The 23,067-nt window shown below is 69.7% G+C and carries 19 protein-coding genes; 2 read left to right on the top strand and 17 right to left on the bottom strand.

Annotated elements, in window-relative coordinates; genetic code table 11:
- Window positions 1–98: 98 nt before the first annotated feature.
- Complete coding sequence (locus OHT21_RS35140; protein WP_328772290.1) at window positions 99–2,162, top strand: transposase; 2,064 nt, start codon at window positions 99–101, stop codon at window positions 2,160–2,162.
- Between the two features lie 32 nt (window positions 2,163–2,194).
- Here the strand turns inward: OHT21_RS35140 and OHT21_RS35135 are convergent, their stop codons facing one another.
- From OHT21_RS35135 to OHT21_RS35115, 5 genes are all read right to left on the bottom strand, one after another.
- Entirely contained in the window at window positions 2,195–2,935 is a 741-nt protein-coding gene (locus tag OHT21_RS35135; RefSeq protein WP_328772289.1) for an SDR family NAD(P)-dependent oxidoreductase, read from the bottom strand.
- A 40-nt stretch (window positions 2,936–2,975) separates the two neighbouring features.
- Complete coding sequence (locus OHT21_RS35130) at window positions 2,976–3,443, bottom strand: GNAT family N-acetyltransferase (RefSeq protein WP_328772288.1); 468 nt, start codon at window positions 3,441–3,443, stop codon at window positions 2,976–2,978.
- Window positions 3,440–4,384 (bottom strand): RluA family pseudouridine synthase, encoded by a 945-nt coding sequence (locus OHT21_RS35125; RefSeq protein ID WP_328772287.1) that lies wholly within the window; start codon window positions 4,382–4,384, stop codon window positions 3,440–3,442. The genes OHT21_RS35130 and OHT21_RS35125 overlap by 4 nt, the downstream gene beginning before the upstream one ends.
- Window positions 4,385–4,459: 75 nt before the next feature.
- Window positions 4,460–5,149, bottom strand: coding sequence for a signal peptidase II (gene lspA, locus OHT21_RS35120; protein ID WP_328772286.1), 690 nt, complete (start codon window positions 5,147–5,149; stop codon window positions 4,460–4,462).
- Between the two features lie 88 nt (window positions 5,150–5,237).
- The gene (locus OHT21_RS35115; RefSeq protein ID WP_328772285.1) at window positions 5,238–6,485 is read right to left on the bottom strand and encodes a TraR/DksA C4-type zinc finger protein; all 1,248 of its coding nucleotides are present in this window, start codon (window positions 6,483–6,485) and stop codon (window positions 5,238–5,240) included.
- Between the two features lie 615 nt (window positions 6,486–7,100).
- Between OHT21_RS35115 and ileS the strand changes: the two genes are divergently transcribed.
- Window positions 7,101–10,253 carry an isoleucine--tRNA ligase gene (gene ileS / locus OHT21_RS35110; RefSeq protein ID WP_328772284.1) on the top strand — a complete coding sequence of 1,051 codons (3,153 nt, stop codon included), beginning with the start codon at window positions 7,101–7,103 and terminating at the stop codon, window positions 10,251–10,253.
- Window positions 10,254–10,440: 187 nt separating this feature from the next.
- Here the strand turns inward: ileS and OHT21_RS35105 are convergent, their stop codons facing one another.
- The 12 genes from OHT21_RS35105 to OHT21_RS35050 form a co-directional block, all read right to left on the bottom strand.
- Window positions 10,441–11,646: a DivIVA domain-containing protein gene (locus OHT21_RS35105; protein ID WP_328772283.1), complete on the bottom strand. Its 1,206-nt coding sequence runs from the start codon at window positions 11,644–11,646 to the stop codon at window positions 10,441–10,443.
- A 55-nt stretch (window positions 11,647–11,701) separates the two neighbouring features.
- Entirely contained in the window at window positions 11,702–11,986 is a 285-nt protein-coding gene (locus tag OHT21_RS35100; RefSeq protein ID WP_328772282.1) for a YggT family protein, read from the bottom strand.
- A gap of 50 nt (window positions 11,987–12,036) precedes the next feature.
- Window positions 12,037–12,678 carry a cell division protein SepF gene (locus tag OHT21_RS35095; RefSeq protein WP_328772281.1) on the bottom strand — a complete coding sequence of 214 codons (642 nt, stop codon included), beginning with the start codon at window positions 12,676–12,678 and terminating at the stop codon, window positions 12,037–12,039.
- A gap of 129 nt (window positions 12,679–12,807) precedes the next feature.
- The gene (locus OHT21_RS35090) at window positions 12,808–13,527 is read right to left on the bottom strand and encodes a YggS family pyridoxal phosphate-dependent enzyme (RefSeq protein WP_328772280.1); all 720 of its coding nucleotides are present in this window, start codon (window positions 13,525–13,527) and stop codon (window positions 12,808–12,810) included.
- Window positions 13,528–13,533: 6 nt separating this feature from the next.
- Complete coding sequence (gene pgeF, locus OHT21_RS35085) at window positions 13,534–14,277, bottom strand: peptidoglycan editing factor PgeF (RefSeq protein WP_328772279.1); 744 nt, start codon at window positions 14,275–14,277, stop codon at window positions 13,534–13,536.
- 26 nt (window positions 14,278–14,303) lie between these two features.
- Window positions 14,304–15,494 carry a cell division protein FtsZ gene (ftsZ, locus tag OHT21_RS35080; protein ID WP_328772278.1) on the bottom strand — a complete coding sequence of 397 codons (1,191 nt, stop codon included), beginning with the start codon at window positions 15,492–15,494 and terminating at the stop codon, window positions 14,304–14,306.
- Between the two features lie 286 nt (window positions 15,495–15,780).
- Window positions 15,781–16,587 carry a cell division protein FtsQ/DivIB gene (locus OHT21_RS35075; protein WP_328772277.1) on the bottom strand — a complete coding sequence of 269 codons (807 nt, stop codon included), beginning with the start codon at window positions 16,585–16,587 and terminating at the stop codon, window positions 15,781–15,783.
- Window positions 16,588–16,610: 23 nt separating this feature from the next.
- Window positions 16,611–17,699: an undecaprenyldiphospho-muramoylpentapeptide beta-N-acetylglucosaminyltransferase gene (gene murG, locus OHT21_RS35070; protein WP_328772276.1), complete on the bottom strand. Its 1,089-nt coding sequence runs from the start codon at window positions 17,697–17,699 to the stop codon at window positions 16,611–16,613.
- A 6-nt stretch (window positions 17,700–17,705) separates the two neighbouring features.
- A complete protein-coding gene (ftsW, locus tag OHT21_RS35065; protein WP_328772275.1) occupies window positions 17,706–19,061 on the bottom strand; it encodes a putative lipid II flippase FtsW in 1,356 nt (451 codons plus the stop codon).
- 96 nt (window positions 19,062–19,157) lie between these two features.
- Window positions 19,158–20,579, bottom strand: a complete 1,422-nt coding sequence (gene murD / locus OHT21_RS35060; protein WP_328772274.1) for a UDP-N-acetylmuramoyl-L-alanine--D-glutamate ligase — start codon at window positions 20,577–20,579, stop codon at window positions 19,158–19,160.
- Window positions 20,576–21,649: a phospho-N-acetylmuramoyl-pentapeptide-transferase gene (mraY, locus tag OHT21_RS35055; protein WP_165340597.1), complete on the bottom strand. Its 1,074-nt coding sequence runs from the start codon at window positions 21,647–21,649 to the stop codon at window positions 20,576–20,578. The genes murD and mraY overlap by 4 nt, the downstream gene beginning before the upstream one ends.
- Window positions 21,646–23,064, bottom strand: coding sequence for a UDP-N-acetylmuramoyl-tripeptide--D-alanyl-D-alanine ligase (locus OHT21_RS35050; RefSeq protein ID WP_328772273.1), 1,419 nt, complete (start codon window positions 23,062–23,064; stop codon window positions 21,646–21,648). The genes mraY and OHT21_RS35050 overlap by 4 nt, the downstream gene beginning before the upstream one ends.
- Between the last annotated feature and the right edge of the window lie 3 nt (window positions 23,065–23,067).

Here is a 23,067-nt window from a genome sequence, read left to right as displayed (position 1 = left end):
GCCGTGTCTTTGTGCGGGGGTCGGTCGTTAGGCCGATCGGGTGCACGGATGTGCCCGATTCGGGACCGAGCAGGGGGGTGGTGGGTGTGGGCCGGTTGATGGCGACGGCGCCGTGTACCGCCTTCGGTGGCGTGGTCGAGGGCAGCGGCGAGCGGGTCGGTCAAGCGGTGCTGTACGAGCGGGTGGGTTTTCTCGCCCAGTTGAGCCGCGAGCTGACCCGGGCCCTGGTGGCTTCCCGGTGGGACGAGGGTTCGCTGGAGGTGCTGGCCGCCGGGGTCGACGGGCGGGGTGAGCCGTTGCCGTCCAAGGGCTGGATGGCGCTGCGCCGCCTCAACTGGCAGCACACGGCGAGTTTCGCCGAGGGGGTGTATGTGTCGGACCGGGTGCGGCGGGGTGCGGAGGAGTACGCGGCGCGCACCCTGCGGCTGGCGCTGCATCGGCGCACTGTGGTGGCGGCGGTGCTGGCCACCTGGCCCGCCGACCCCCACCGGCGCACCCAGGCGGAGTGGGAGGCGTTGCAGGCGCTGCTGCCGAGCGGGGTCGGCCATGCGGAGATCCGCAACCGCACCCGGCAGGTCCGCGCCTATGTGGCCGAGCACGGGCGCCTGCCCGCAGGGCTGTGTGAGCTGGAGGAGCCGCCCCAGATCGCCGCGCAGGTGCTGCTGGCGGCGATGGACCGCCAGCAGGTCACCCTGCAGCGGGTGGATGCGGGGCTGGCCCGGCTGCGGGTGAAGCTCCCGCTGTGCCCGGCCCCCGGCTCGGGGCGGGAGTGGGCCTGGCATGTGATCGACCTGCGGCTGCCCGCCACCGTCGGCCCGGAGGCGGTGCTGCACACCCCGACCCTGCGCCCCACCCGCGGTGGGCGGATCGCGGTGGACCTGCCGCACTCCCGGCCCGCCCCGGCCACCAAGGCGTCCGGGCACACCGTGGCGGTCGGCTTCGACTGGGGTGTAAACACCCTGCTGACCGGAACGGTGGGCCGTCTGACCGGCCCCAAAACTGCCCGGCGGGTGGTCACCGACGGCCGCCCTCTGCTCTTCGACGCCACCGCGGTCAGCGCGAAACTGCACCGGCTGCGCGGCCACCGCGAACACCTCGCCGCCCGACGCGACCACTACCAGCAGTTGGCGGACGGGCTCGGCGCCCCCCTGCTGGCCTGGGACGACCTGCACCGGCGGGCCGCGGTGCTGGAAGTGGAGCACGCGCGGGTGTGTGCCCGCATCCGCCACCTCAACGACGCGCTGGCCTGGGCGGCGGCCCGCTGGGCCGTCGACCAGAGCCTCGCACTCGGCGCCAGCGTCATCTACCTGGAGGACCTGGCCACCCTGGAGGCCCGCGGCAAACGGCGCGGCAACGCCCGGCTGTCCGGCCAGGTCCGCGGCAGGGTCGTCGAGGCGATCCGGCACCTGGCCGCCACGGCGGGCATCACCGTGGTCACCGTCCCCGCCCGGGGCACCTCCGCACGCTGCCCGCAATGCCTGGGGCCGCTGGGCCATCACCCGGCGCCGGACCGGCTTGCCGAGCGCGGCTGGACCTGGGCGCACTGCCCCAGCTGTGGCCTGTCGATGGACCGGGACCACGCGGCCGCCCGCCGGATCGTCTCCCGCGGCCTGCTCGCCCAACCCCACACCAGCACCGACCGCACCACCGGCACCCGCACCATCCGCACCACCGCCGAGGGCACCGTCACCTGCGTGCGCCGACCGAAGAAGATCACCCGCCGGCTGCGCCGCGCCCGCCGCGCGCAGGCCCTCCCCGCCCGGCCGCCCGGGCCGAAGACCACCCCGGGCAAGCGCCGCCCCACTCCGGCCCGGCCCTCCCCGGCCGGCCGGTCATCGACTTCCCGCCGTATGCCCGAAGTGCGTACGGTCCCCGCCACCACCCCCACCCGGGTGGTCAAGCGTCCGGCGGGGCATGACACCCAGACACCAGCCCCCTTCCCGGGGCGGGTGCCAGGTCATGGAGTACCCGCCCCCCACCGGCCGGAGCCTGCTCCGAGCGGGCGGGTGCGGCTCCCCCGCGGAACCTGCCGGCGGCGCGCCCGCGCCGCCCAGCGGACCGGCTTCCACCACGTGCACGCCACCGAGGTCCACCCCCTCACCCCGAGGTTCGGACCCCCCGAGGGCGACCCCACACGGCCACGCCGCGCCCGAAAAGCCTGAGTTACTCAGGCACACACAGAGTTCCAGAGACGCTAATGGCCGCGTTCCGCCCCGCCGTTGACCTGGATGATCTGGGCGGTGATATGCGCGGCAGCCGGTGAGGCCAGCCAGTGCAGCGTCGCGGCGACGTCACCGGGCGTTCCGGCACGACCCGTCGACGTCTCGGCGATCAACCGTTCGCGCCGCGCGTCATCCATGGTCTCGCCGAAGAAACCGGTGTCCTCGACATAGCCGGGCGCCACCACGTTCACGGTGACGCCGCGCGGCCCCAACTGCCGGGCCAGATCGAAGGCGTACGGGTGCAGCACGGCCTTGGACGCGGCGTACGGCCCGCTCCCGGAACCCCGGTAGGCGGCGATCGAGCTGAGGAACAGCACCCGCCCGCCGGGCGACGCGAGCCGGTCCCGCAGCGCCTCGGTGAGCAGCGCCGCCGTCAGCGTGTTGAGCCGGAAGTTGAGCGTCCAGTTGTACGCGGCGATCACCAGCGGATCATCGCTGCCGACCTTCGGCTCCAGATGCCCGGCACCACCCGCGCTGTGGACGAGTACGTCGACGGTGCCCAACTCGGCGGCCACGAACCGCTCGACCCCGCGCACGCCTTCGACCTCGCTCAGATCAGCGGCGTACGTGAGCGCCCTGGGCACGTCCGCCTTCTCCAGCACCTCGGTCCGGCGCCCGAGCAGCAGCACCTGATCCCCGTCCGCCGCGAAGGCCCGGGCCGCCGCGAGCCCGATCCCCGTACCGCCACCGCTGATCACCACGTTGCGTGCCATGAGATCGATCCTACGAAGACTCAGGCAGCTACGGCGGCAGCTACAGAGAGCGCCTCATCGCCTGATGCGGAATCCCCGCCTCAAGATATTCGGGGCCGTACGCCTCATACCCCAGCCGCTCATAGAACCCCAGCGCATGCGTCTGCGCGTGCAGATCGACCGCCGTGAGCCCACGCGCGCGTGCCGCGTCCTCGATGCCCCGGACGAGCGCGATGCCGACACCGAGCCCGCGCGCGGACTTCAGGACGGCGAGCCGCCCCAGGGAGCCGACACCCGGGTCACCACCGTTCTTGGCGGCCGCCGCCTCGCCGTACAGCAGGCGTCCCGCGCCGATCGGCACAGCGTCCTCGCGGACGGCGAGGACATGCACGGCGTCGGCGTCGTACGCGTCGTACTCCAGGTCCTCGGGGACCTGCTGCTCGCCTACGAAGACCTCTTTGCGCACCGCGAAGCAGGCCTCGCGGTCTGCGGGGTCCTCGGCCACCCGCACCGCGTACGACGCGCTCATGCGTAGGTCTCCTCCCGCACCTGGTCCAGCGCCTGCTGCAGGTCCGCGGGGTAGTCGCAGGCGAACTCGGCCCACTGCCCGTCCCCGGGGTGCTCGAAGCCGAGCCGCACGGCGTGCAGCCACTGCCGGGTCAGCCCGAGCCGCTTGGCGAGGGTCGGGTCCGCGCCGTACGTCAGGTCGCCCACGCACGGATGCCGGTGGGCCGCCATGTGGACGCGGATCTGATGCGTCCGACCGGTCTCCAGCTTGATGTCGAGCAAGGAGGCCGCGCGGAACGCCTCGATCAGGTCGTAATGCGTCACGGAGGGCTTGCCCTCGGCCGTGACCGCCCACTTGTAGTCGTGGTTCGGATGCCGTCCGATGGGTGCGTCGATGGTGCCGCTGGTCGGGTCCGGGTGGCCCTGCACCAGCGCGTGGTAGCGCTTGTCGACCGTGCGCTCCTTGAACTGGCGCTTGAGCGACGTGTACGCGTACTCCGACTTGGCCACCACCATCAGGCCCGACGTACCTACGTCCAGGCGGTGCACGATGCCCTGGCGCTCGGCGGCGCCCGAGGTCGAGATGCGGTACCCGGCAGCCGCGAGTCCGCCGATCACCGTGGGGCCCGACCAGCCGGGGCTGGGGTGCGCGGCGACCCCGACGGGCTTGACGATCACCACCACGTCATCGTCGTCGTGCACGATCTCCATGCCCTCGACCGGCTCGGCGACGATCTGCACGGGCGCGGGCGCCTGCGGCATCTCGACCTCCAGCCACGCACCGCCCTGCACCCGCTCGGACTTGCCGACCGCAGTGCCGTCGACCAGCACCTTGCCTGCCGCGGCCAGCTCGGCCGCCTTCGTACGGGAGAAGCCGAACATGCGTGATATGGCGGCGTCGACGCGCTCGCCCTCCAGGCCGTCGGGCACGGGCAGGGTACGGATCTCGGGAACTGTGCTCACCCGTCGAGTATGCCGGACGGGACTGACAGCACCGCCCGCGAGGGAGCACGGGCCGGTCCTGGGGGCGGGGCGGGCTCAGTTCTTGTGGACCGTGCCGTCCGGGTCGAGGCCGCGGAACGACAGCAGCACGATCAGGATGCCGCCGCAGACGATCGCCGAGTCGGCGAGGTTGAAGACGGCGAAGCCCTTGGGGGCGATGAAGTCGACGACCGCGCCCTCGAAGACGCCCGGCGAGCGGAAGATCCGGTCGGTGAGATTGCCGAGCGCCCCGCCGAGCAGCATGCCGAGCGCGATGGCCCAGGGCAGGCTGTAGAGCTTGCGCGCGAGGCGGGCGATCACCACGATCACGGCCGTCGCGATCACCGTGAAGATCACGGTGAAGGCCTCGCCGATGCCGAAGGCCGCGCCCGCGTTGCGGATCGCCTCGAACCTCAGCCAGTCCCCGATGATCTCGATCGGCTCATGGTGCTCCAGCTTCGCCACCACGATGATCTTGCTGCCCAGGTCCAGGGCGTACGCCAGGACGGCGACCGAGAACAGCACGGCGATACGGCGCTTGCCCCTGGGCCGCTCGGCCTGCGCCGCCTTCTCCTCGGAACCGGAGTCGGAGTCGGATCCCGGTGCCTCGTCCGGTGCCGACGGATCCCGCGTCCCCGGGGAGTCGGACCGCTCGCCCGACGCCGCGCTCTTGTCGGTGTGCTCCGGCTCGGCCCCAGCCGCCTCCGGGATATCCGGCGTACCGATGATGCGCTCCGCCTCTGCCACGTGTGTCCCTCAACCTAGGTGCCTGACTGAGGACGAGACTACGGCACGCTTCCAGGCACCCATGTGCCACTTCGGCGCACCGGGCCGCTCAGGAACGGCGCTCCGTCTTCTGCTTGCACTCGACGCACAGGGTGGCGCGCGGGAAGGCCTGCATACGGGCCTTGCCGATGGCATTGCCGCAGTTCTCGCACAAGCCGTACGTGCCCGCGTCCAGGCGCTCGAGGGCGCGCTCGGTCTGCTCCAGCATCTCCCGGGCGTTGGCCGCGAGCGCCATCTCGTGCTCGCGCGTGATGTTCTTGGTGCCGGTGTCCGCCTGATCGTCACCGGCCCCGTCCCCGGAGTCGCGCATCAGGCCCGCCAGGGACTCCTCGGAGTTGGTGATCTCGGCGCGCAGTCGCACCACCTCCGAGAGCAGCTCCGCACGTGCCTCCGCGACCTCTTCCGGGGTCCAGGGGTCCTCACCGGGGCGTACGGCGAGCTCGCCGGGCTCCACCGCGGCGAGCCGGGCCTTGGGAACCGCGGTGGTCTTGCCCGCCGCCGTGGCCGTACCAGGAGTCTTCTTCGCAACCACCGTCGTGGCTCCCGTCGTCTTCGCGGCCTCGGCCGCACCCTCGGCCGCGGAGGCGACCGCTTTCTTGGCCGTACGTGTGCGCGTGATACTGCGCTTCTTACCGCCGGGCCCCTTCCCGGGGACCTCCTTACCGCCGGTCCCCTTCCCAGGGACCTCCTTGCCGCCGGCTTTCCCTGCCGCAGCCTGGGCGGCCACGCCGGTGGCCTCCTTCACCGCGGTCTTCACCGCCGCCTTCTCGGCCGGTGCCTTCTCGGCCACCGCCTTCTCGGAAGCGCCTTCCTTTGCGGCTGCCTTCTTAGTGACTGCCTCTTCGATGCCGGCCTTCTTGGTGCCCCCTTTCTTGGCGGTCCCCTTCTTGGCGCCCGCCTTCGAAGCCACCTCCTTCTTGGTGGCCGTTTTCTCACCGGCCGACTTCGTAGCCGCCGTCTGCCTGGCGGCCGTCTTCGTGGCGCCCGTTTTCGTACCGGCCGGCTCTGTAGCGGTCGTGGTGCTCTTCCTGGCAGCCGTCCTCTTCGAAGCGCCGGCTCCCGAACCAGCCGTCTTCGTAGCGGCCGTCTTCTTGCTCGCGGCAGCCGGTTTCGTACCCTCCGGCTTCCCGCCACCGGCAACACCACCGGCACGGGAGCCGACGCCCGACCCCGCAGCAGAGCGCCCGCGCGTGCTCTTCTTGCCGTTCACATCCTTGGCCGCCGCTCCGGCACCGCCCGCCGCCCCCGTGGTTCTCCTGGACGCCGACTGCGGTACGGCCGTCTTCTTCGCCACCATGGCCGCGGCCCCTTCACAGATTGTGATCTTGTTCGCGAATCGTGCTGGGACGATAAATCGACTTCTGGCCCGCGGCAACGGGGCACGCTGCCCGATTCACCCGCCTCTCAGGTGCCACGTGGCGAGCCTGCAAGCGTTGTGCCCAGCTCCCCGCCAGGTAATCCGCCGAGTCCCCCGTACCGGGACGCGAACCACGGCCCCTGGCCATTCGGGTCAGTCCGTGCGCCTCCCGCACGCCCTGTGAGCCCCTGCCCACGGATCCCGGAAAACCGGTCGGCCGCTGTCTGCCCGGCGCCGTACACTGGGCGGAGCGAAAAGCGTGGATGGGGACGAGTAGCGACGTACGCAGCCATGAGCGACCCGGGGACGGTGCGAGCCCGGGGGCGAGCGCGACGTGAAGATCACCCCGGAGCCGCTGGAAGAACACCGCAGCCGTAGGCGACGGCCAGTAGACCCGGCATCGCGACCCCAATGAGGGGGCTCACCGACGCACACATGGTGTCGGCGGGCCAAGGAGGGTGGTACCGCGGGAGCGCGCCGAAACCGGCGTACGGAAAGACACGGCTCTCGTCCCTCCGGACGGAAGGCAGCAAGTCCGCCGGAGGAAGTTCGCTGATGACAACGCCGACGTACCGCCAGGTGCCCGCCCAGGTCGACCTGCCCGCCCTCGAGCACGCCGTGCTCGACTTCTGGCGTGAGCAGAAGATCTTCGCCAAGAGCCTGGAGCAGTCCGAGGGGCGCCCGGAGTGGGTGTTCTACGAGGGCCCGCCCACAGCCAACGGCATGCCGGGCACCCACCACATCGAGGCCCGTGTCTTCAAGGACGTCTTCCCCCGCTTCCGCACCATGCGCGGCTACCACGTGGCGCGCAAGGCCGGCTGGGACTGCCACGGCCTGCCCGTGGAGCTGGCGGTGGAGAAGGAGCTCGGCTTCAACGGCAAGAAGGACATCGAGGCGTACGGCATCGCGGAGTTCAACGCCAAGTGCCGCGAGTCCGTGACCCGCCACACCGACGCCTTCGAAGAGCTCACGACCCGCATGGGGTACTGGACCGACCTCAGCGACCCGTACCGCACGATGGACCCGGAGTACGTCGAGTCGGTCTGGTGGTCGCTCAAGGAGATCTTCAACAAGGGCCTACTGGTCCAGGACCACCGCGTCGCCCCCTGGTGCCCGCGCTGCGGCACGGGCCTGTCGGACCACGAGCTGGCACAGGGCTACGAGACGGTCGTCGACCCGTCGGTGTACGTCCGTTTCCCGCTCACCTCCGGTCCGCTCGCGGGCGAGGCCGCGCTCCTGGTGTGGACGACCACCCCGTGGACCCTGGTGTCCAACACCGCGGTCGCCGCCCACGCCGAGGTCACCTACGTCGTCGCCACGAACGGCGAGGAGAAGCTCGTCGTCGCCGAGCCGCTCGTCGCCAAGGCCCTGGGCGAGGGCTGGGAGACCACCGGCCAGACCTTCACGGGCGCCGAGATGGAGCGCTGGTCCTACCAACGACCGTTCGAGCTCGTGGAGTTCCCGGAGACCGAGGGCGGCACGCACTTCGTCGTGAACGCCGACTACGTCACGACCGAGGACGGTACGGGTCTGGTCCACCAGTCCCCCGCCTTCGGTGAGGACGACCTCAGGGTCTGCCGCGCGTACGGCCTGCCGGTGGTCAACCCGGTGCGCCCCGACGGCACCTTCGAAGAGGATGTCCCTCTCGTAGGCGGCGTCTTCTTCAAGAAGGCCGACGAAAAGCTCACCGAGGACCTCCAGAACCGCGGTCTGCTCTTCAAGCACACCCCGTACGAGCACAGCTACCCGCACTGCTGGCGCTGCCACACCGCGCTCCTCTACTACGCGCAGCCGTCCTGGTACATCCGCACCACGGCCGTCAAGGACCGCCTCCTCCAGGAGAACGAGAAGACGAACTGGTTCCCGGAGACGGTCAAGCACGGCCGCTACGGCGACTGGCTGAACAACAACATCGACTGGGCCCTGTCCCGCAACCGCTACTGGGGCACGCCGCTGCCCGTCTGGCGCTGCGCGGACGACCACCTCACCTGCGTGGGCTCCCGGGCAGAGCTGACCGAGCTGACCGGCACGGACCAGTCGACCCTCGACCCGCACCGCCCGTTCATCGACGAGGTCACCTTCGCCTGCCCCCAGGACGGCTGCGGACAGACGGCCACGCGCGTTCCGGAGGTCATCGACGCCTGGTACGACTCGGGTTCGATGCCGTTCGCGCAGTGGGGCTACCCGTACAAGAACAAGGAACTCTTCGAGCAGCGCTACCCTGCGCAGTTCATCTGCGAGGCCATCGACCAGACCCGCGGCTGGTTCTACACGCTGATGGCCGTCGGCACGCTGGTCTTCGACAAGTCCTCGTACGAGAACGTGGTCTGCCTGGGCCACATCCTCGCCGAGGACGGCCGCAAGATGTCCAAGCACCTGGGCAACATGCTCCCGCCGATCCCGCTCATGGACCAGCACGGCGCGGACGCGGTCCGCTGGTTCATGGCGGCCGGCGGCTCCCCCTGGGCGGCCCGCCGCGTCGGCCACAACACCATCCAGGAGGTCGTCCGCAAGACGCTCCTGACGTACTGGAACACGGTCGCCTTCCAGGCCCTGTACGCCCGCACGTCGAACTGGGCGCCCAGTGCGGCGGACCCGGCCCCTGCCGACCGCCCGGTCCTGGACCGCTGGCTCCTGTCCGAACTCCACGCGCTCACCGACCAGGTGACCCAGTCCCTGGAGGCGTACGACACCCAGCGCGCCGGAAAGCTCCTGTCGGCGTTCGTCGACGACCTGTCCAACTGGTATGTACGCCGCTCCCGTCGCCGCTTCTGGCAGGGCGACAAGGCGGCGCTGCGCACCCTGCACGAGGTCGTCGAGACGGTCACGAAGCTGATGGCCCCGCTGACCCCGTTCATCACCGAGCGGGTCTGGCAGGACCTGGTGGTGCCGGTGACGCCGGGCGCCCCCGAGTCCGTACACCTTTCGTCCTGGCCGGAGGCGGACCTGTCCGTCATCGACCCGGAGCTGTCGAAGCAGATGGTGCTCGTACGCCGTCTTGTGGAGCTGGGCCGTGCCACGCGCGCGGAGTCGGGTGTGAAGACGCGTCAGCCGCTGTCGCGTGCGCTGGTGGCGGCGAGCGGGTTCGAGGCGCTCGACCCCGAGCTGCACGCGCAGATCACGGAGGAGCTGAACGTCTCCTCGCTGGCGTCGCTGAGCGAGGTGGGCGGCTCGCTGGTCGACACGACCGCCAAGGCCAACTTCCGTGCGCTGGGCAAGCGGTTCGGCAAGCGCGTCCAGGATGTGGCCAAGGCCGTCGCCAACGCTGATGCGGCCGCGCTGTCCCTGGCCCTGCGCGAGGGCACGGCGTCGGTCGAGGTCGACGGCGAGACGGTGACGCTCGCTCCGGACGAGGTCATCATCACGGAGACCCCGCGCGAGGGCTGGTCCGTCGCCTCGGACTCCGGCGCGACGGTCGCCCTCGACCTGGAGATCACCGAGGAGCTGCGCCAGGCTGGCCTGGCCCGTGACGCGATCCGCCTGATCCAGGAGGCCCGCAAGAACAGCGGCCTCGACGTGGCCGACCGCATCGCCCTGCGCTGGACCTCCACGGACCCGAAGGTCACCGCGGCCCTGTCCGAGCACTCCGGCCTCATCTCAGACGAGGTCCTCGCCACGGACTTCGCCCAAGGCGACGCGGACGACAAGTACGGCGCCCCGTTCACGGACGAGTCGCTGCAGCTGACGTTCCGCCTCCGCAAAGCGTAAGCACGCCCAGCACGCGCAAGGCCCGGGCCCGCCGAACTTCTTTGGCGGGCCCGGGCCTTCGGCGTTGCGTGCCCACGCACAGACGCTCGCCAGGTCAGCACAAAAGGGCGAGACAAAGGGCGAGGCCCCCGGAAATCCGGGGGCCTCGCCCTGAACGCTGCCGACGCCTAAGGCGTATAAGAGGCCGTCAGTTGTCGTCCTCGTCGATCAGGAACCCACGCATCGGCGAGGGAGCCTGACCCATCGGCGACGGGCCCTGCGGCCGTACCGGCGCCATCGGCTGGGTCATGGCCGGGGACATCTGCTGCTGGCCGCCGTAGGACGGAGCAGCGGGGGCCGGGCCACCGCCCATCGACTGGTTGCCGCCGTAGGACGGTGCGCTCGCACCGGCCGGCGCCATGGAGGGCGACGACGACGGCAGCGAGGCGGTCGCGGGCTGACGCGGCGGAGCCAGCGAGTCGTCCGCCTGGGTCTCCAGCTGACGCAGCTGGGACTCGAGGTAGGACTTGAGCCGCGTACGGTACTCGCGCTCGAAGCCGCGCAGGTCCTCGACCTTGCGCTCCAGCGTGGCGCGAGCGGACTCCAGGGAGCCCATCGCTACGCGGTGCTTCTCCTGCGCGTCCCGCTCCAGGGCGTCCGCCTTGGCACGGGCGTCCCGCTCCAGACCCTCGGCACGGCTGCGCGCCTCACCGACGATCTTGTTGGCCTCGGAACGCGCCTCGGCGATCGCCTGGTCGGCGGTCTGCTGAGCAAGCGAGAGCACGCGGGCCGCACTGTCGCCACCGGGACCGCCCTGGCCGCCCATCTGCTGCGGAGGACCGCCCATCGGGCCACCCATGGGACCGCCCATCGGGCCACCCATCTGCTGCGGCAGCTGCCCCTGCATCGGGCCGGGACCCTGGCCCATCTGACCCTGACCCATCTGACCCTGACCCATCGGACCCTGGCCCATCTGGCCGGGGCCACCGGGCCCCTGCGGACCGCCCTGTCCGCCGGGGCCGGCGGGCAGCTGCGGTGCACCGCTCGGCAGCGCGGGCGGACCACCCATGGGGCCACCCATCTGCTGCTGCGGCGGGCCCGATATGCCGGCGGGTACGGGACCACCCGGCCCGCCGCGCATACCCTCCGGACCACCGCGCATACCCTGCGGCGGCCCCTGTTGCCCCTGATCCTGGGGTTCAGGCGGCTTGCGCATGCCCTGCTGCTGGTTCTGCGCGGCGGCACGCGTGGCAGCGGCCAGCTTGGCGCGCAGGTCCTCGTTCTCGCGGAGCAGGCGGGTCAGTTCGGCTTCGACCTCGTCGAGGAAGGCATCGACCTCGTCCTCGTCATAGCCTTCTCGGAGGCGGACGGTCGTGAACTGCTTGTTCCGCACGTCCTCGGGGGTCAACGGCATCTCTTCACCTCAACGTAGTCGTCGGCATCGTCGGCGTTCGGCAAGACCGTATCGTTCACAGCCGGATCACAATGGAGATCAGGATGTAGACGATGATCATCAGTACGAAGAAGGACAGGTCGAGCGCCACGCCCCCGAGACGCAGCGGCGGGATGAACCGCCGCAGAAGCTTGAGCGGTGGATCCGTGACAGTGTAGGTGGCCTCGAGAATGACCACCATCGGCTTGCCGGGTTGCCATGAGCGGGCGAACTGGAAGACGTAGTCCATGACAAGCCGGAAGATCAGCACGATGAGGAAACACATCAGCGCGATGTAGACAACATCCAAGACCACGCTCATGATCCGCGCTTCCCTCTCCCCTGTTTCCGTGCTCTGTCCGGTCCTACGTATCAGCTCTGGTTGAAGAACCCGCCCTCTGCGATGCGAGCCTTGTCCTCCGCCGTGACATCGACGTTAGCAGGCGACAACAGGAACACCTTCTGCGTCACCCTCTCGATACTCCCATGAAGACCAAACACCAAACCGGCGGCGAAGTCGACAAGTCGCTTGGCATCGGTGTCATCCATCTCGGTCAAGTTCATGATCACCGGGGTGCCTTCACGGAAGTGTTCCCCGATGGTACGGGCCTCGTTGTAGGTCCGAGGGTGCAGTGTGGTGATCCGGTACGGCTCTCGTTCCGACACGACCTTGGGCATGATCACCGGTGCGTTCTTCTCCAGGCTCTGACGTTCTTGTGTGATGGATGCCACGGGGGCGATTCGCGCCGGACGTCCCGATTCCGCCGATAGCGAAGAGGAATGTGACACGGGATCACGCTGCACCGGAGGCTGCACCACTCGTACCGCTTCATCCCGTTGGGACTGATGCGACTGGTGCGACTGATGCGGCGGCTCGTGCCGCCGGCGGTCTCGCTCGGGCTCCGGATCAAGCTCGGGCTCGAAGTCGTCGTCGGGGTCGAAGCCCCTGCCGTCGTACCCATCGTCCTCCACGAGGCCGAGGTAGACCGCCATCTTGCGCATCGCGCCGGCCATTGCTCTGAGTCCTCCGCTCTGTGGTGGATCGGCTGACTATTGCCAAGCGCCCGCGATCCACGAGGTCGTTATGCCCGCTTTCGGCGGTAATGACCATATTTTCTGCTGTGGTCCGACTTCTTGGCGACGTTACCCGAGCCCGGGACGGACTCCGAGTACCGCGGTGCCGACGCGTACATGTGTCGCTCCGGCCGCCACGGCCTGTTCGAGGTCCGAACTCATCCCTGCCGAGACCATGTTCGCAGCCGGATGAGCCCTGCGCAGGTCAGTCGACAAATCCATCAACCGCTCGAACGCCGCCTGTTCACGCCCCGCGTACGGTCCGGTGAGCGGAGCGACGGTCATCAGTCCGTCAAGTCGCAACCCCGGAGCCCCCGCCACAAGTTCACCCAACTCCTCGACTCCGTCCGGCCCGACGCCCCCGCGGGCCCCCCGCCCGCTCTCGTCCGCGTCGAGCGCGACCTGGATGAGACAGCCCACCTCGCGTCCGGTACGTACGGCTTCCTTCGACAGAGCCGTGACGAGCCTGGACCGGTCGATCGACTGCACAATTCCCGCATAACCGACCACGGAACGCACCTTGTTGGTCTGCAACTGACCGACGAAGTGCCAGGTGAGAGGCAGATCCGAACACTCGGCGGCCTTGGGCGCCGCGTCCTGGTCCCGGTTCTCGGCGACGTGACGCACACCGAGTTCCGACAGGATCCGCACATCGCTCGCGGGGTAGGTCTTGGTGACCACGATCAGGGTCACTTCTTCGCGCTTGCGGCCCGCGGCCACACAGGCCGCCGTGATGCGTTCCTCAACTTGCGCGAGGTTTCTGGCGATTTGCGCCTTACGGTCCGTCATGCCCCATCAGTCCAGCCACACATAGCCCGCGAGCCGACCGGTGGTGCGATCGCGGCGGTACGAGAAGTGGTCGCCCGATTCGAGCGTGCACACCGGCGACTGTTCCCGGTCGCGCACCCCGAGGCGCTCCAGTTGTGCGTGCACTCCGGCGGTCACATCGACCGCGGGAGTGCCCCAACTGGTCTCGGCGTACGCCGCCGGCTCGACGGCGGCGACCTCGGCGCGCATCGCGTCCGGCACTTCATAGCAGCGGCCGCAGACGGCGGGGCCTGTGCGGGCGACGATCCGGCCCGGCTCCGCGCCGAGTTCGACCATCGCCGCGACGGCGGCGGGCACGACTCCGGCGACCATGCCGGGCCGTCCCGCGTGAGCGGCGGCGACGACTCCGGCGACGGGGTCGGCGAGCAGGACAGGCGTGCAGTCGGCGGTGAGGACGGCGAGGGCGAGGCGGCGGCGAGCGGTGACGACGGCGTCGACCTCCGGCACGGGACGGTCTCCCCAGGGTTCGTCGACCACGGCCACGTCCCGCCCGTGCACCTGGTTCATCCAGACGACCCGGGCAGGGTCGAGGCCGAGCGACTTGGCAGCCAGTTCGCGATTGGTGCGTACGGCGTCGGGGTCGTCGCCGACCTCCCCCACTCTCGACTTCGCTCGAGCGAGGGCACCCCCACCGCCGAGGTTGAGCTCCTCGTACGGAACGGCGCTCACCCCGCCCCACCGGTCGGTGAAGGCGAAATGCGCGCCGCTCACTGTGCTCGTTTCGGAGCGATGTCCTATCACTTGAGGAAGTCCGGCACGTCCAGTTCCTCGGCCGCGCTGTCGGAGTAGGTCCGCGACGGCGGGACCGGCGGGGCGACCGGCAGTTCGTTCACCGGCTCGGGGGCGGGCTCCGGGGTCTCCTCGCGCGGCGTGACGCTGCCGAGCGAGCCGAAGGACGGGCGGCTCTCGGAGGGCCGTGCCGATGTGGACTCCTCGCGCTTGGCGGAGGAGCCGAGGACGTTGTCCCGCTTGGACGGGGGCTGTCCGCCGTCGAAGCCGGCCGCGATGACCGTGACCCGGACCTCGTCGCCCAGCGCGTCGTCGATCACCGCGCCGAAGATGATGTTGGCCTCGGGGTGTGCGGCCTCGCTCACCAGCTGGGCGGCCTCGTTGATCTCGAACAGGCCGAGGTCGGAGCCGCCGGAGATGGAGAGCAGTACGCCACGGGCGCCGTCGATGGAGGCTTCCAGGAGCGGCGAGGAGATCGCCATCTCGGCGGCGGCCACCGCGCGGTCGTCGCCGCGGGCGGAGCCGATGCCCATGAGCGCCGAACCGGCTTCGGACATCACGGACTTGACGTCGGCGAAGTCGAGGTTGATGAGGCCGGGGGTGGTGATGAGGTCGGTGATGCCCTGGACACCGGAGAGCAGCACCTGGTCGGCGGACTTGAAGGCGTCGAGCACGCTGACCTGGCGGTCCGAGATGGACAGCAGCCGGTCGTTCGGAATGACGATGAGGGTGTCGACCTCTTCGCGGAGCTCGGCGATGCCGTCCTCGGCCTGGTTGGCGCGGCGCCGGCCCTCGAAGGTGAACGGGCGCGTGACCACGCCGATGGTGAGGGCGCCGAGGGAACGGGCGATGTTGGCCACGACGGGTGCGCCGCCGGTGCCGGTGCCGCCGCCTTCACCGGCCGTCACGAAGACCATGTCGGCCCCCTTGAGGACCTCCTCGATCTCCTCGCGGTGATCCTCGGCGGCCTTGCGGCCGACGGCCGGGTTGGCTCCGGCGCCGAGTCCGCGGGTGAGTTCACGGCCGACGTCGAGCTTGACGTCGGCGTCGCTCATCAACAGGGCTTGCGCGTCGGTGTTGATGGCGATGAACTCGACGCCCTTGAGACCGACCTCGATCATCCGGTTGATGGCATTGACACCACCGCCGCCGACACCGATGACTTTGATGACTGCGAGGTAGTTCTGCGGTGCTGCCACGTCGAAGGCCTCTCGCCTCGAGTTACGTGTCGCCGCCTCGCGGTTGCCCGCGATCCGACGACTGATGCCGAATGGGACGGTCCGAACGCCGACCCGAACCCTAACGCTGAAGTTTAGGGTTACCAGTGTGTCCGTTGCTGGTTTTCGTCTGACCCTTCCGAACAGGACACTAAGTCGACAAGTGGCGCGCGTTCAACGAACACGCCGAACCTCCCGTTTTTCTTTTCACCCTATGTGATCAGCCGTAGCACTGCCCAACCAGGGTGCTGGCCTGCGCGTATGTGCGTCAACTCCCTGATGACGCAGGGGCGGTGGGAACGCTGACATCGAAGTGCCTTGCGTCGGATGCGGCTTTCAACAGAGCGGTCAGCGTTCTCGCCTTGGCGCGACCCTTCTCGGCGCTGCCCCACGCGACGGTCCGGTTTCCGCTCAACTCCAGCGAGATGGAGTCGTACGAACGGACCTTGACGGTACGGGTCTCACGCGCGACGGCGGCCGGAAGGGCACCCGCGACGCGCACCGCCTCACGCACCAGCCGGCCCGTTCCGAAGCGTCTCAGGCTCGCGGACTGCGAGGTTCCGGAGGGGGACTGAGGCGCCGTCAATTTCAGTTCCGGTACGCCCTTCGGAGCGCGTGGAACCGTCGCATATCGCACCCCCTTGGCGTCCACTTCTACGAAGTTTCCACCTTTTTTCACCATCAGAACCGGAGTGCGTTCTTTCACTTTCAGCCCGATTCCGTCGGGCCAGGAACGGATGACATCAACCGAGTCAATTCGGGGCAATTTCCGCCGCAGTCTTGCCTCAATCGCCTCGGTGTCGATGGAAATCAACGGCGATCCGACCGGTACGTCCGCCGCCTCGAGCACCTGCTCTTCCGTCAGGACTCGCATCCCCGAAGGCGATACGCGCTCCGCACGCAGCCACGCCGAGCCGTAGAGCACCCAGACGCCGCCCACGGCGAGGAGTACGACGCAGACGAGCAGCACGAGGAGCGTACGAGGCCGGGGCAGCCCCCTGAGGCGGGGCGGCCGGGGCGGGCCGGACCGAAGTCTCTCGCGGTCGCCGCGTTCTGCGGTCGTCGGTCCGGCCACGCTCTCCTGCCTTCTGTCACGCGCTAGCGGCGTGACGCGATCGCCTCGTACACCATCCCGACGAGCAGTTCGTCGGCGTCCCGGCGGCCGAACTCGGCGGCGGCCCGGGACATCTCGAACAGCCGGTGCGGATCCGCGAGCACGGGCAGGACGTTGGACTGAACCCACTGGGGCGTCAGTTCCGCGTCGTCGACGAGGAGTCCGCCGCCGGCCTTGACCACCGGCTGGGCGTTCAGCCGCTGTTCGCCGTTGCCGATCGGCAGCGGGACGTAGGCGGCGGGCAGTCCGACGGCGGCGAGTTCGGCGACGGTCATCGCGCCCGCCCGGCAGAGCATCATGTCGGCCGCGGCGTACGCGAGATCCATCCGGTCCACGTACGGTACCGGGATGTACGGGGGCATCCCCGGCATCTGCTGGACCTGCGGCAGTTCGTTCTTGGGGCCGACCGCGTGCAGGACCTGGATGCCGGCCTGCTGGAGGTACGGGGCGACCTGCTGGACCACCTCGTTGAGGCGGCGGGCGCCCTGCGAGCCGCCGGAGACCAGCAGGGTCGGCAGGTTCGGGTCGAGCCCGAAGGCGGCGCGGGCCTCGGGGCGCATGGCGGCACGGTCGAGGGTCGAGATGGAGCGGCGCAGCGGGATGCCGATGTAGCGGGCACCGCGGAGCTTGCTGTCCGGAGTCGAGACGGCGACCTGGGCCGCGTACCGCGAACCGATCTTGTTGGCCAGGCCGGGCCGGGCGTTCGCCTCGTGGACGATGATCGGGACGCCGAGGCGCTTGGCCGCGAGGTAGCCGGGCAGGGCGACATAGCCGCCGAAGCCGACGACGGCGTCGGCCTTGGTGCGCTCCAGGATCTGCTCGGCCGCCTTGATCGTGCCGCGCAGCCGCCCGGGGACGGTGATCAGCTCGGGGGTGGGTTTGCGGGGCAGCGGGACGGCGGGGATCAGCGCGAGTTCATAGCCCCGCTCGGGTACGAGCCGGGTCTCGAGTCCGCGCTCCGTGCCCAGGGCCGTGATGCCCACGGTCGGGTCCTGCCTGCGCAGGGCGTCCGCGAGGGCGAGCGCGGGCTCGATGTGGCCGGCGGTCCCTCCACCGGCGAGTACGACATGCACCGAAATTCACCGCTCTCCGGACGAACGCGCCGAAGCGCGCCGTCGCATCGTGTTCCAGCTCCGAGGTCTCCGAGTGGTTCCGGAACCTCCAGCCCGCTTTCTACCAAAGCGTGGTTGTCGCATCGCAAGCGCCATCCGCGCAGCGGGATCCTCCCGCGCGAAGGCGATCAGGAGCCCGATGGCGAACATGGTCGGCAGCAAAGCGGAACCCCCGTAGGAGAACAGCGGGAGCGGGACTCCGGCGATCGGCAGCAGGCCGAGCACCGCACCGATGTTGATCACGGCCTGGGCCGTGATCCAGGTGGTCACGCCACCCGCGGCGTACCTCACGAAGGGGTCCTCCGTGCGTCCGGCCACGCGGATACCCGCATAGCCTAGAGCCGCGAAGAGGGCGAGTACCGACAGCGTCCCCGCCAGGCCCAGTTCCTCCCCGGTGATGGCGAAGATGAAGTCCGTGTGTGCTTCCGGGAGTTGGCCCCATTTCTCCACGCTCGCACCGAGGCCGGAACCGAAAATTCCGCCGGAGGCGAGGGCGTAGATTCCGTGCACGGCCTGCCAGCAGGTGTCGTTCGGTCCGGGCTCGGTGGCGCCGATGCAGCCCAGCCGCGCCATACGGTTCGGGCTGGTCGTGATCAGCATCAAGCCGAGCGTCCCGGCGATGGCCAGTACGCCCGCGAAGAGCCGCGTCGGGGCTCCTGCCAGCCAGAGCAGCCCGAACAGGATCGCGGTGAGGATGATCGCCGTGCCCATGTCGCCGCCGAGCATGATCAGGCCGAGCAGCATGAAGGCCACCGGCACGAGCGGCACCAGCATGTGCTTCCACTGGGTCAACAGCCGCTTGTCCTGCTTGCGGGCGAGCAGATCGGCGCCCCACAGCACGAGCGCGAGCTTGCCGAACTCACTGGGCTGGAGCTGGAACGGGCCGCCGACGGAGATCCAGTTCTGGTTGCCGTTCACCGCGACCCCTATCCCCGGGATCTGCACCAGGACCATCAGGAAGACCGAGCCCAGGAGCATCGGATACGCCAGCGCGCGGTGCAGCTTGGACGGCATCCGCGAGGCGATCAGCAGCAGGATCGTGCCCAGCACGGCGGCCAGGAACTGCTTCCGGAAGAAGTACGTTCCCGGCAGCGACAGTTGCAGCGCCTTGATCTGGGAGGCCGAGTACACCATCACGATCCCCAGCACAGTGATCAGCATGCTGCTGCCGAGGATCAGGTAGTACGCGGTCAGCGGCCGGTCCCAGGCACGGCGCGCACGCGTGTAGAGGCGGCGTACGGGGTTGTCGCTCGGCGGAGGGGCGACGGCGGGGCGCGCGGTGGCGCGCGGGGCGGCGGGCCGACCGGTGCGGTTACTCGGCATCGGCACCGCCCAGCGGCCCACGATGCACCGGCCACGATGGCGTCACGCGTCCCTCCCAGAGGTACCGGGGCGCCTCCCGGTGCGGCAGCAGCCGAGTCAGGCGCTCGCGGCGCCGAGTTCGCGGACGGCCTCCGCGAACATGTCGCCGCGCTGGTTGTAGTTGGTGAACATGTCCATGGAGGCACAGGCGGGAGCCATGAGCACCGTGTCTCCCGCGCGGGCGAGCCGCGTCGCCTCCTGGACGGCCTCGAACATCGCCCCAGTGTCGGTCCGGTCGAGGTCGACGACCGGTACTTCGGGCGCGTGTCGCGCCAGCGCCTGCCGGATCAGGGCCCGGTCGGCACCGAACAGGACGACGCCCCGGAGTCGCTTTGCCGACTTGGCGACCAGTTCGTCGAAGGTCGCGCCCTTGGCGAGCCCTCCGGCGATCCACACGATCGATTCGTACGCCGCCAATGAGGCTTCCGCGGCATGGGTGTTGGTGGCCTTGGAGTCGTCGATGTAGGCGACCCCGCCGACGTCGGCGATGTGCTGGATGCGGTGCGCGTCCGGACGGAAGGCCCGCAGCCCGTCTCGTACGGCCGCGGCGGGTACTCCGTAGGCGCGCGCAAGGGCCGCCGCCGCAAGGGCGTTGGCGATGTTGTGCGGGGCGGGCGGCTGGACGTCGCCGACCTCCGCGAGTTCCTGGGCCTGCTTGTGCCGGTCCTCGACGAAGGCGCGGTCGACCAGCAGGCCCTCCACGACGCCGAGTTGGGACGGCCCGGGCGTACCCAGCGTGAAGCCGATCGCCCGGCAGCCCTCCTCGACGTCCGCAGCGCGCACCAGGTCCTCGGTGGCCTTGTCCGCGACGTTGTAGACGCAGGCGACCCGATTGCCCTCGTAGATACGGCCCTTGTCGGCGGCGTACGCCTCCATGGAGCCGTGCCAGTCGAGGTGGTCGGGCGCGATGTTGAGCACGACGGCGGAGTGGGCGCGCAGGGAGGGCGCCCAGTGCAGTTGGTAGCTGGAGAGTTCGACGGCGAGTACATCGAGATCGCTGTACGGTTCCTCGCTCAGCACGACATCGATGATCGGCGTGCCGATGTTGCCGACGGCGGCCGTACGCAGGCCCGCGGCGCTCAGGATCGACGCGAGCATCTGCGTGGTGGTGGTCTTGCCGTTGGTGCCCGTGACGGCGAGCCAGGGCGCGGCATCCGGGCCACGCAGCAGCCAGGCGATCTCCACGTCGCCGACCACGTCCACGCCTGCCTTCTCGGCCGCGGCGAAGAGCGGTGAGGTGGGCTTCCAGCCCGGCGAGGTGACCACGAGGTCGGTGCCCTCGGGAAGGTTCTCGGCGTCTCCGAGACGTACCGAAATGCCCTCTGTCTCAAGGGAGTCGGCCCGCTCCCGGAGTGCCGGGGAGGCGCCCCCGTCGACGACCGTGACGGACGCGCCGAGGCCGGCCAGGGCGCGGGCGGCGCTGATGCCGCTCACGCCGAGGCCGGCGACGGTGATGTTCCGGCCCTGCCAAGTGGTCACTTGTCGGCTGCCCACCCTGCGTAGAAGAGACCCAGACCCACGATCACGCACATGCCCTGGATGATCCAGAAGCGGACCACGACAAGGACTTCGGACCACCCCTTGAGTTCGAAGTGGTGCTGGAGGGGTGCCATGCGGAAGACGCGCTTCCCGGTCAGCCGGAAGGAGCCGACCTGGATGACGACCGACATGGTGATCAGGACGAAGAGACCGCCGAGCAGCGCGAGCAACAGCTCGGTGCGGGAGCAGATGGCGAGTCCGGCGAGCGCGCCGCCGAGCGCCAGCGAGCCGGTGTCGCCCATGAAGATCTTGGCGGGTGAGGTGTTCCACCACAGGAAGCCGAAGCAGGCGCCCATCAGTGCGGAGGCGACGACCGCGAGGTCGAGTGGATCGCGTACTTCGAAGCAGGCGGTCGGGTTGGTCAGCGTGTCCCCGTTGGCGCAGGACTCCTGGAACTGCCAGACGCCGATGAACGTATAGGCGCCGAAGACCATGACGGAGGCGCCGGTGGCGAGGCCGTCGAGACCGTCGGTGAGGTTCACGCCGTTCGACATGGCGAGGATCATGAACAGCGCCCAGACCACGAACAGCACCGGGCCGATGGTCCAGCCGAAGTCCTGTACGAAGGAGAGCTTCGTGGAGGCCGGTGTCTGGCCCCGGCTGTCCGCGAACTGCAGCGAGAGCACGGCGAAGCTGATGCCGACGATCAGCTGGCCGGCCATCTTGGCCTTGGCCCGCAGACCGAGCGACCTCCGCTTGACGATCTTGATGTAGTCGTCGAGGAAGCCGACCAGGCCCATGCCGCCCATCAGTCCGAGCACCAGCACCCCGGAGAACGTCGGCGGCTTTCCGGTGATCACCTTGCTGAGGAAGTACGCGATGATCGTGGCCAGGATGAAGGCGATGCCGCCCATGGTCGGCGTACCGCGCTTGGCGTGGTGCTCGCGCGGGCCGTCGTCGCGGATGTACTGGCCGTAGCCCTTGCGGGCGAGGAGTTTGATCAGCAGCGGGGTGCCCACGAGAGTCAGGAACAGGCCGATGACTCCCGAGAACAGGATCTGGTTCATCATCGGGCGGCGACCTCACCCTCGGCACCCTCGAGCAGCGCCTGAGCCACCCACTCGAGCCCCACCGATCTGGATGCCTTCACGAGCACGACGTCCCCCGGGCGCAGCTCATTGCGCAACAGGTCGACAGCCGCCTGTGCGTCGGACACGTGCACCGACTCCTCACCCCACGAACCCTCGTTATATGCGCCCAGTTGGAGCCAGGACGCTTCCCTGCCCCCGACCGCGACGAGCTTGCTGACGTTGAGCCGGACGGCGAGCCGTCCGACCGCGTCGTGCTCGGCGAGCGCCTCGTCCCCGAGCTCGGCCATCTTGCCGAGCACCGCCCAGGTCCGGCCCCCCCTTGCCCGTGAGGCTCCGCCCATGGCAGCCAGCGCACGCAGGGCCGCCCGCATGGATTCGGGGTTCGCGTTGTAGGCGTCGTTGACGACCGTCACGCCGTCCGGGCGCTCGGTGACCTCCATCCGCCAGCGGGAGAGGGAGCCCGCCTCGGAGAGCGCGACGGCGATCTCGTCTGCGGACATGCCCAACTCATGGGCGACGGCGGCCGCGGCGAGCGCGTTCGACACGTGGTGCTCACCGTACAGGCGCATGGTCACATCACTCGCACCGGAGGGTGTGTGAAGCCTGAACGCGGGCTGCCCGCTCTCCGTGAGCCGCACGTTCTCGGCCCGTACGTCCGCTTCGCCGGACTCGCCGAAGAGGATCACGCGGGCCTTCGTACGGGATGCCATGGCGCGTACGAGGGGATCGTCGGCGTTGAGAATCGCGGCGCCCTCTTCGGGGAGCGCCTCCACCAGCTCGCCCTTGGCCTGGGCGATCTGCTCGCGTCCGCCGAACTCGCCGATGTGGGCGGTGCCGACGTTCAGGACGAGGCCGATCTTCGGCGGGGTCAGTCCCGCGAGGTAGCGGATGTGGCCGATACCGCGGGCGCCCATCTCCAGGACGAGGAACCTCGTCTCCTCGGTGGCGCTGAGCGCGGTGAGGGGCAGCCCGATCTCGTTGTTGAGCGAGCCCGGTGTGAACACGGTCGGGGCTTTGCGCCGGAGTACCTGCGCGATCAGGTCCTTGGTGCTGGTCTTGCCGGCGGAGCCGGTGAGGGCCACGAGGGTCGCGCCGAGCCGCTCGACGACATGGCGGGCGAGGGCTCCGAGGGCCGCCTGGACGTCGTCCACGACGATCGCGGGCACACCGACGGGCCGGGACGCCAGTACGGCGGTGGCGCCCCCCTCGACGACCTGTGCGGCGAAGTCGTGGCCGTCCACGCGCTCGCCCACGAAGGCGACGAACAGGCTGCCTGGCTCCACCTCTCGGGAGTCCCTGACGACCGGTCCGGTGATCTGGACCGACGGATCCGATATGTCGTACGTCTGCCCGCCGACGACTGAGGCGATCTCGGCGAGAGAGAGGGCGATCACAAG

The sequence above is a fragment of the Streptomyces sp. NBC_00286 genome, from assembly GCF_036173125.1.
Taxonomy (GTDB): Bacteria; Actinomycetota; Actinomycetes; order Streptomycetales; family Streptomycetaceae; genus Streptomyces.
Note: the sequence above shows the minus strand (reverse complement) of the source record. Positions and strands in the feature narration are given on the sequence as shown.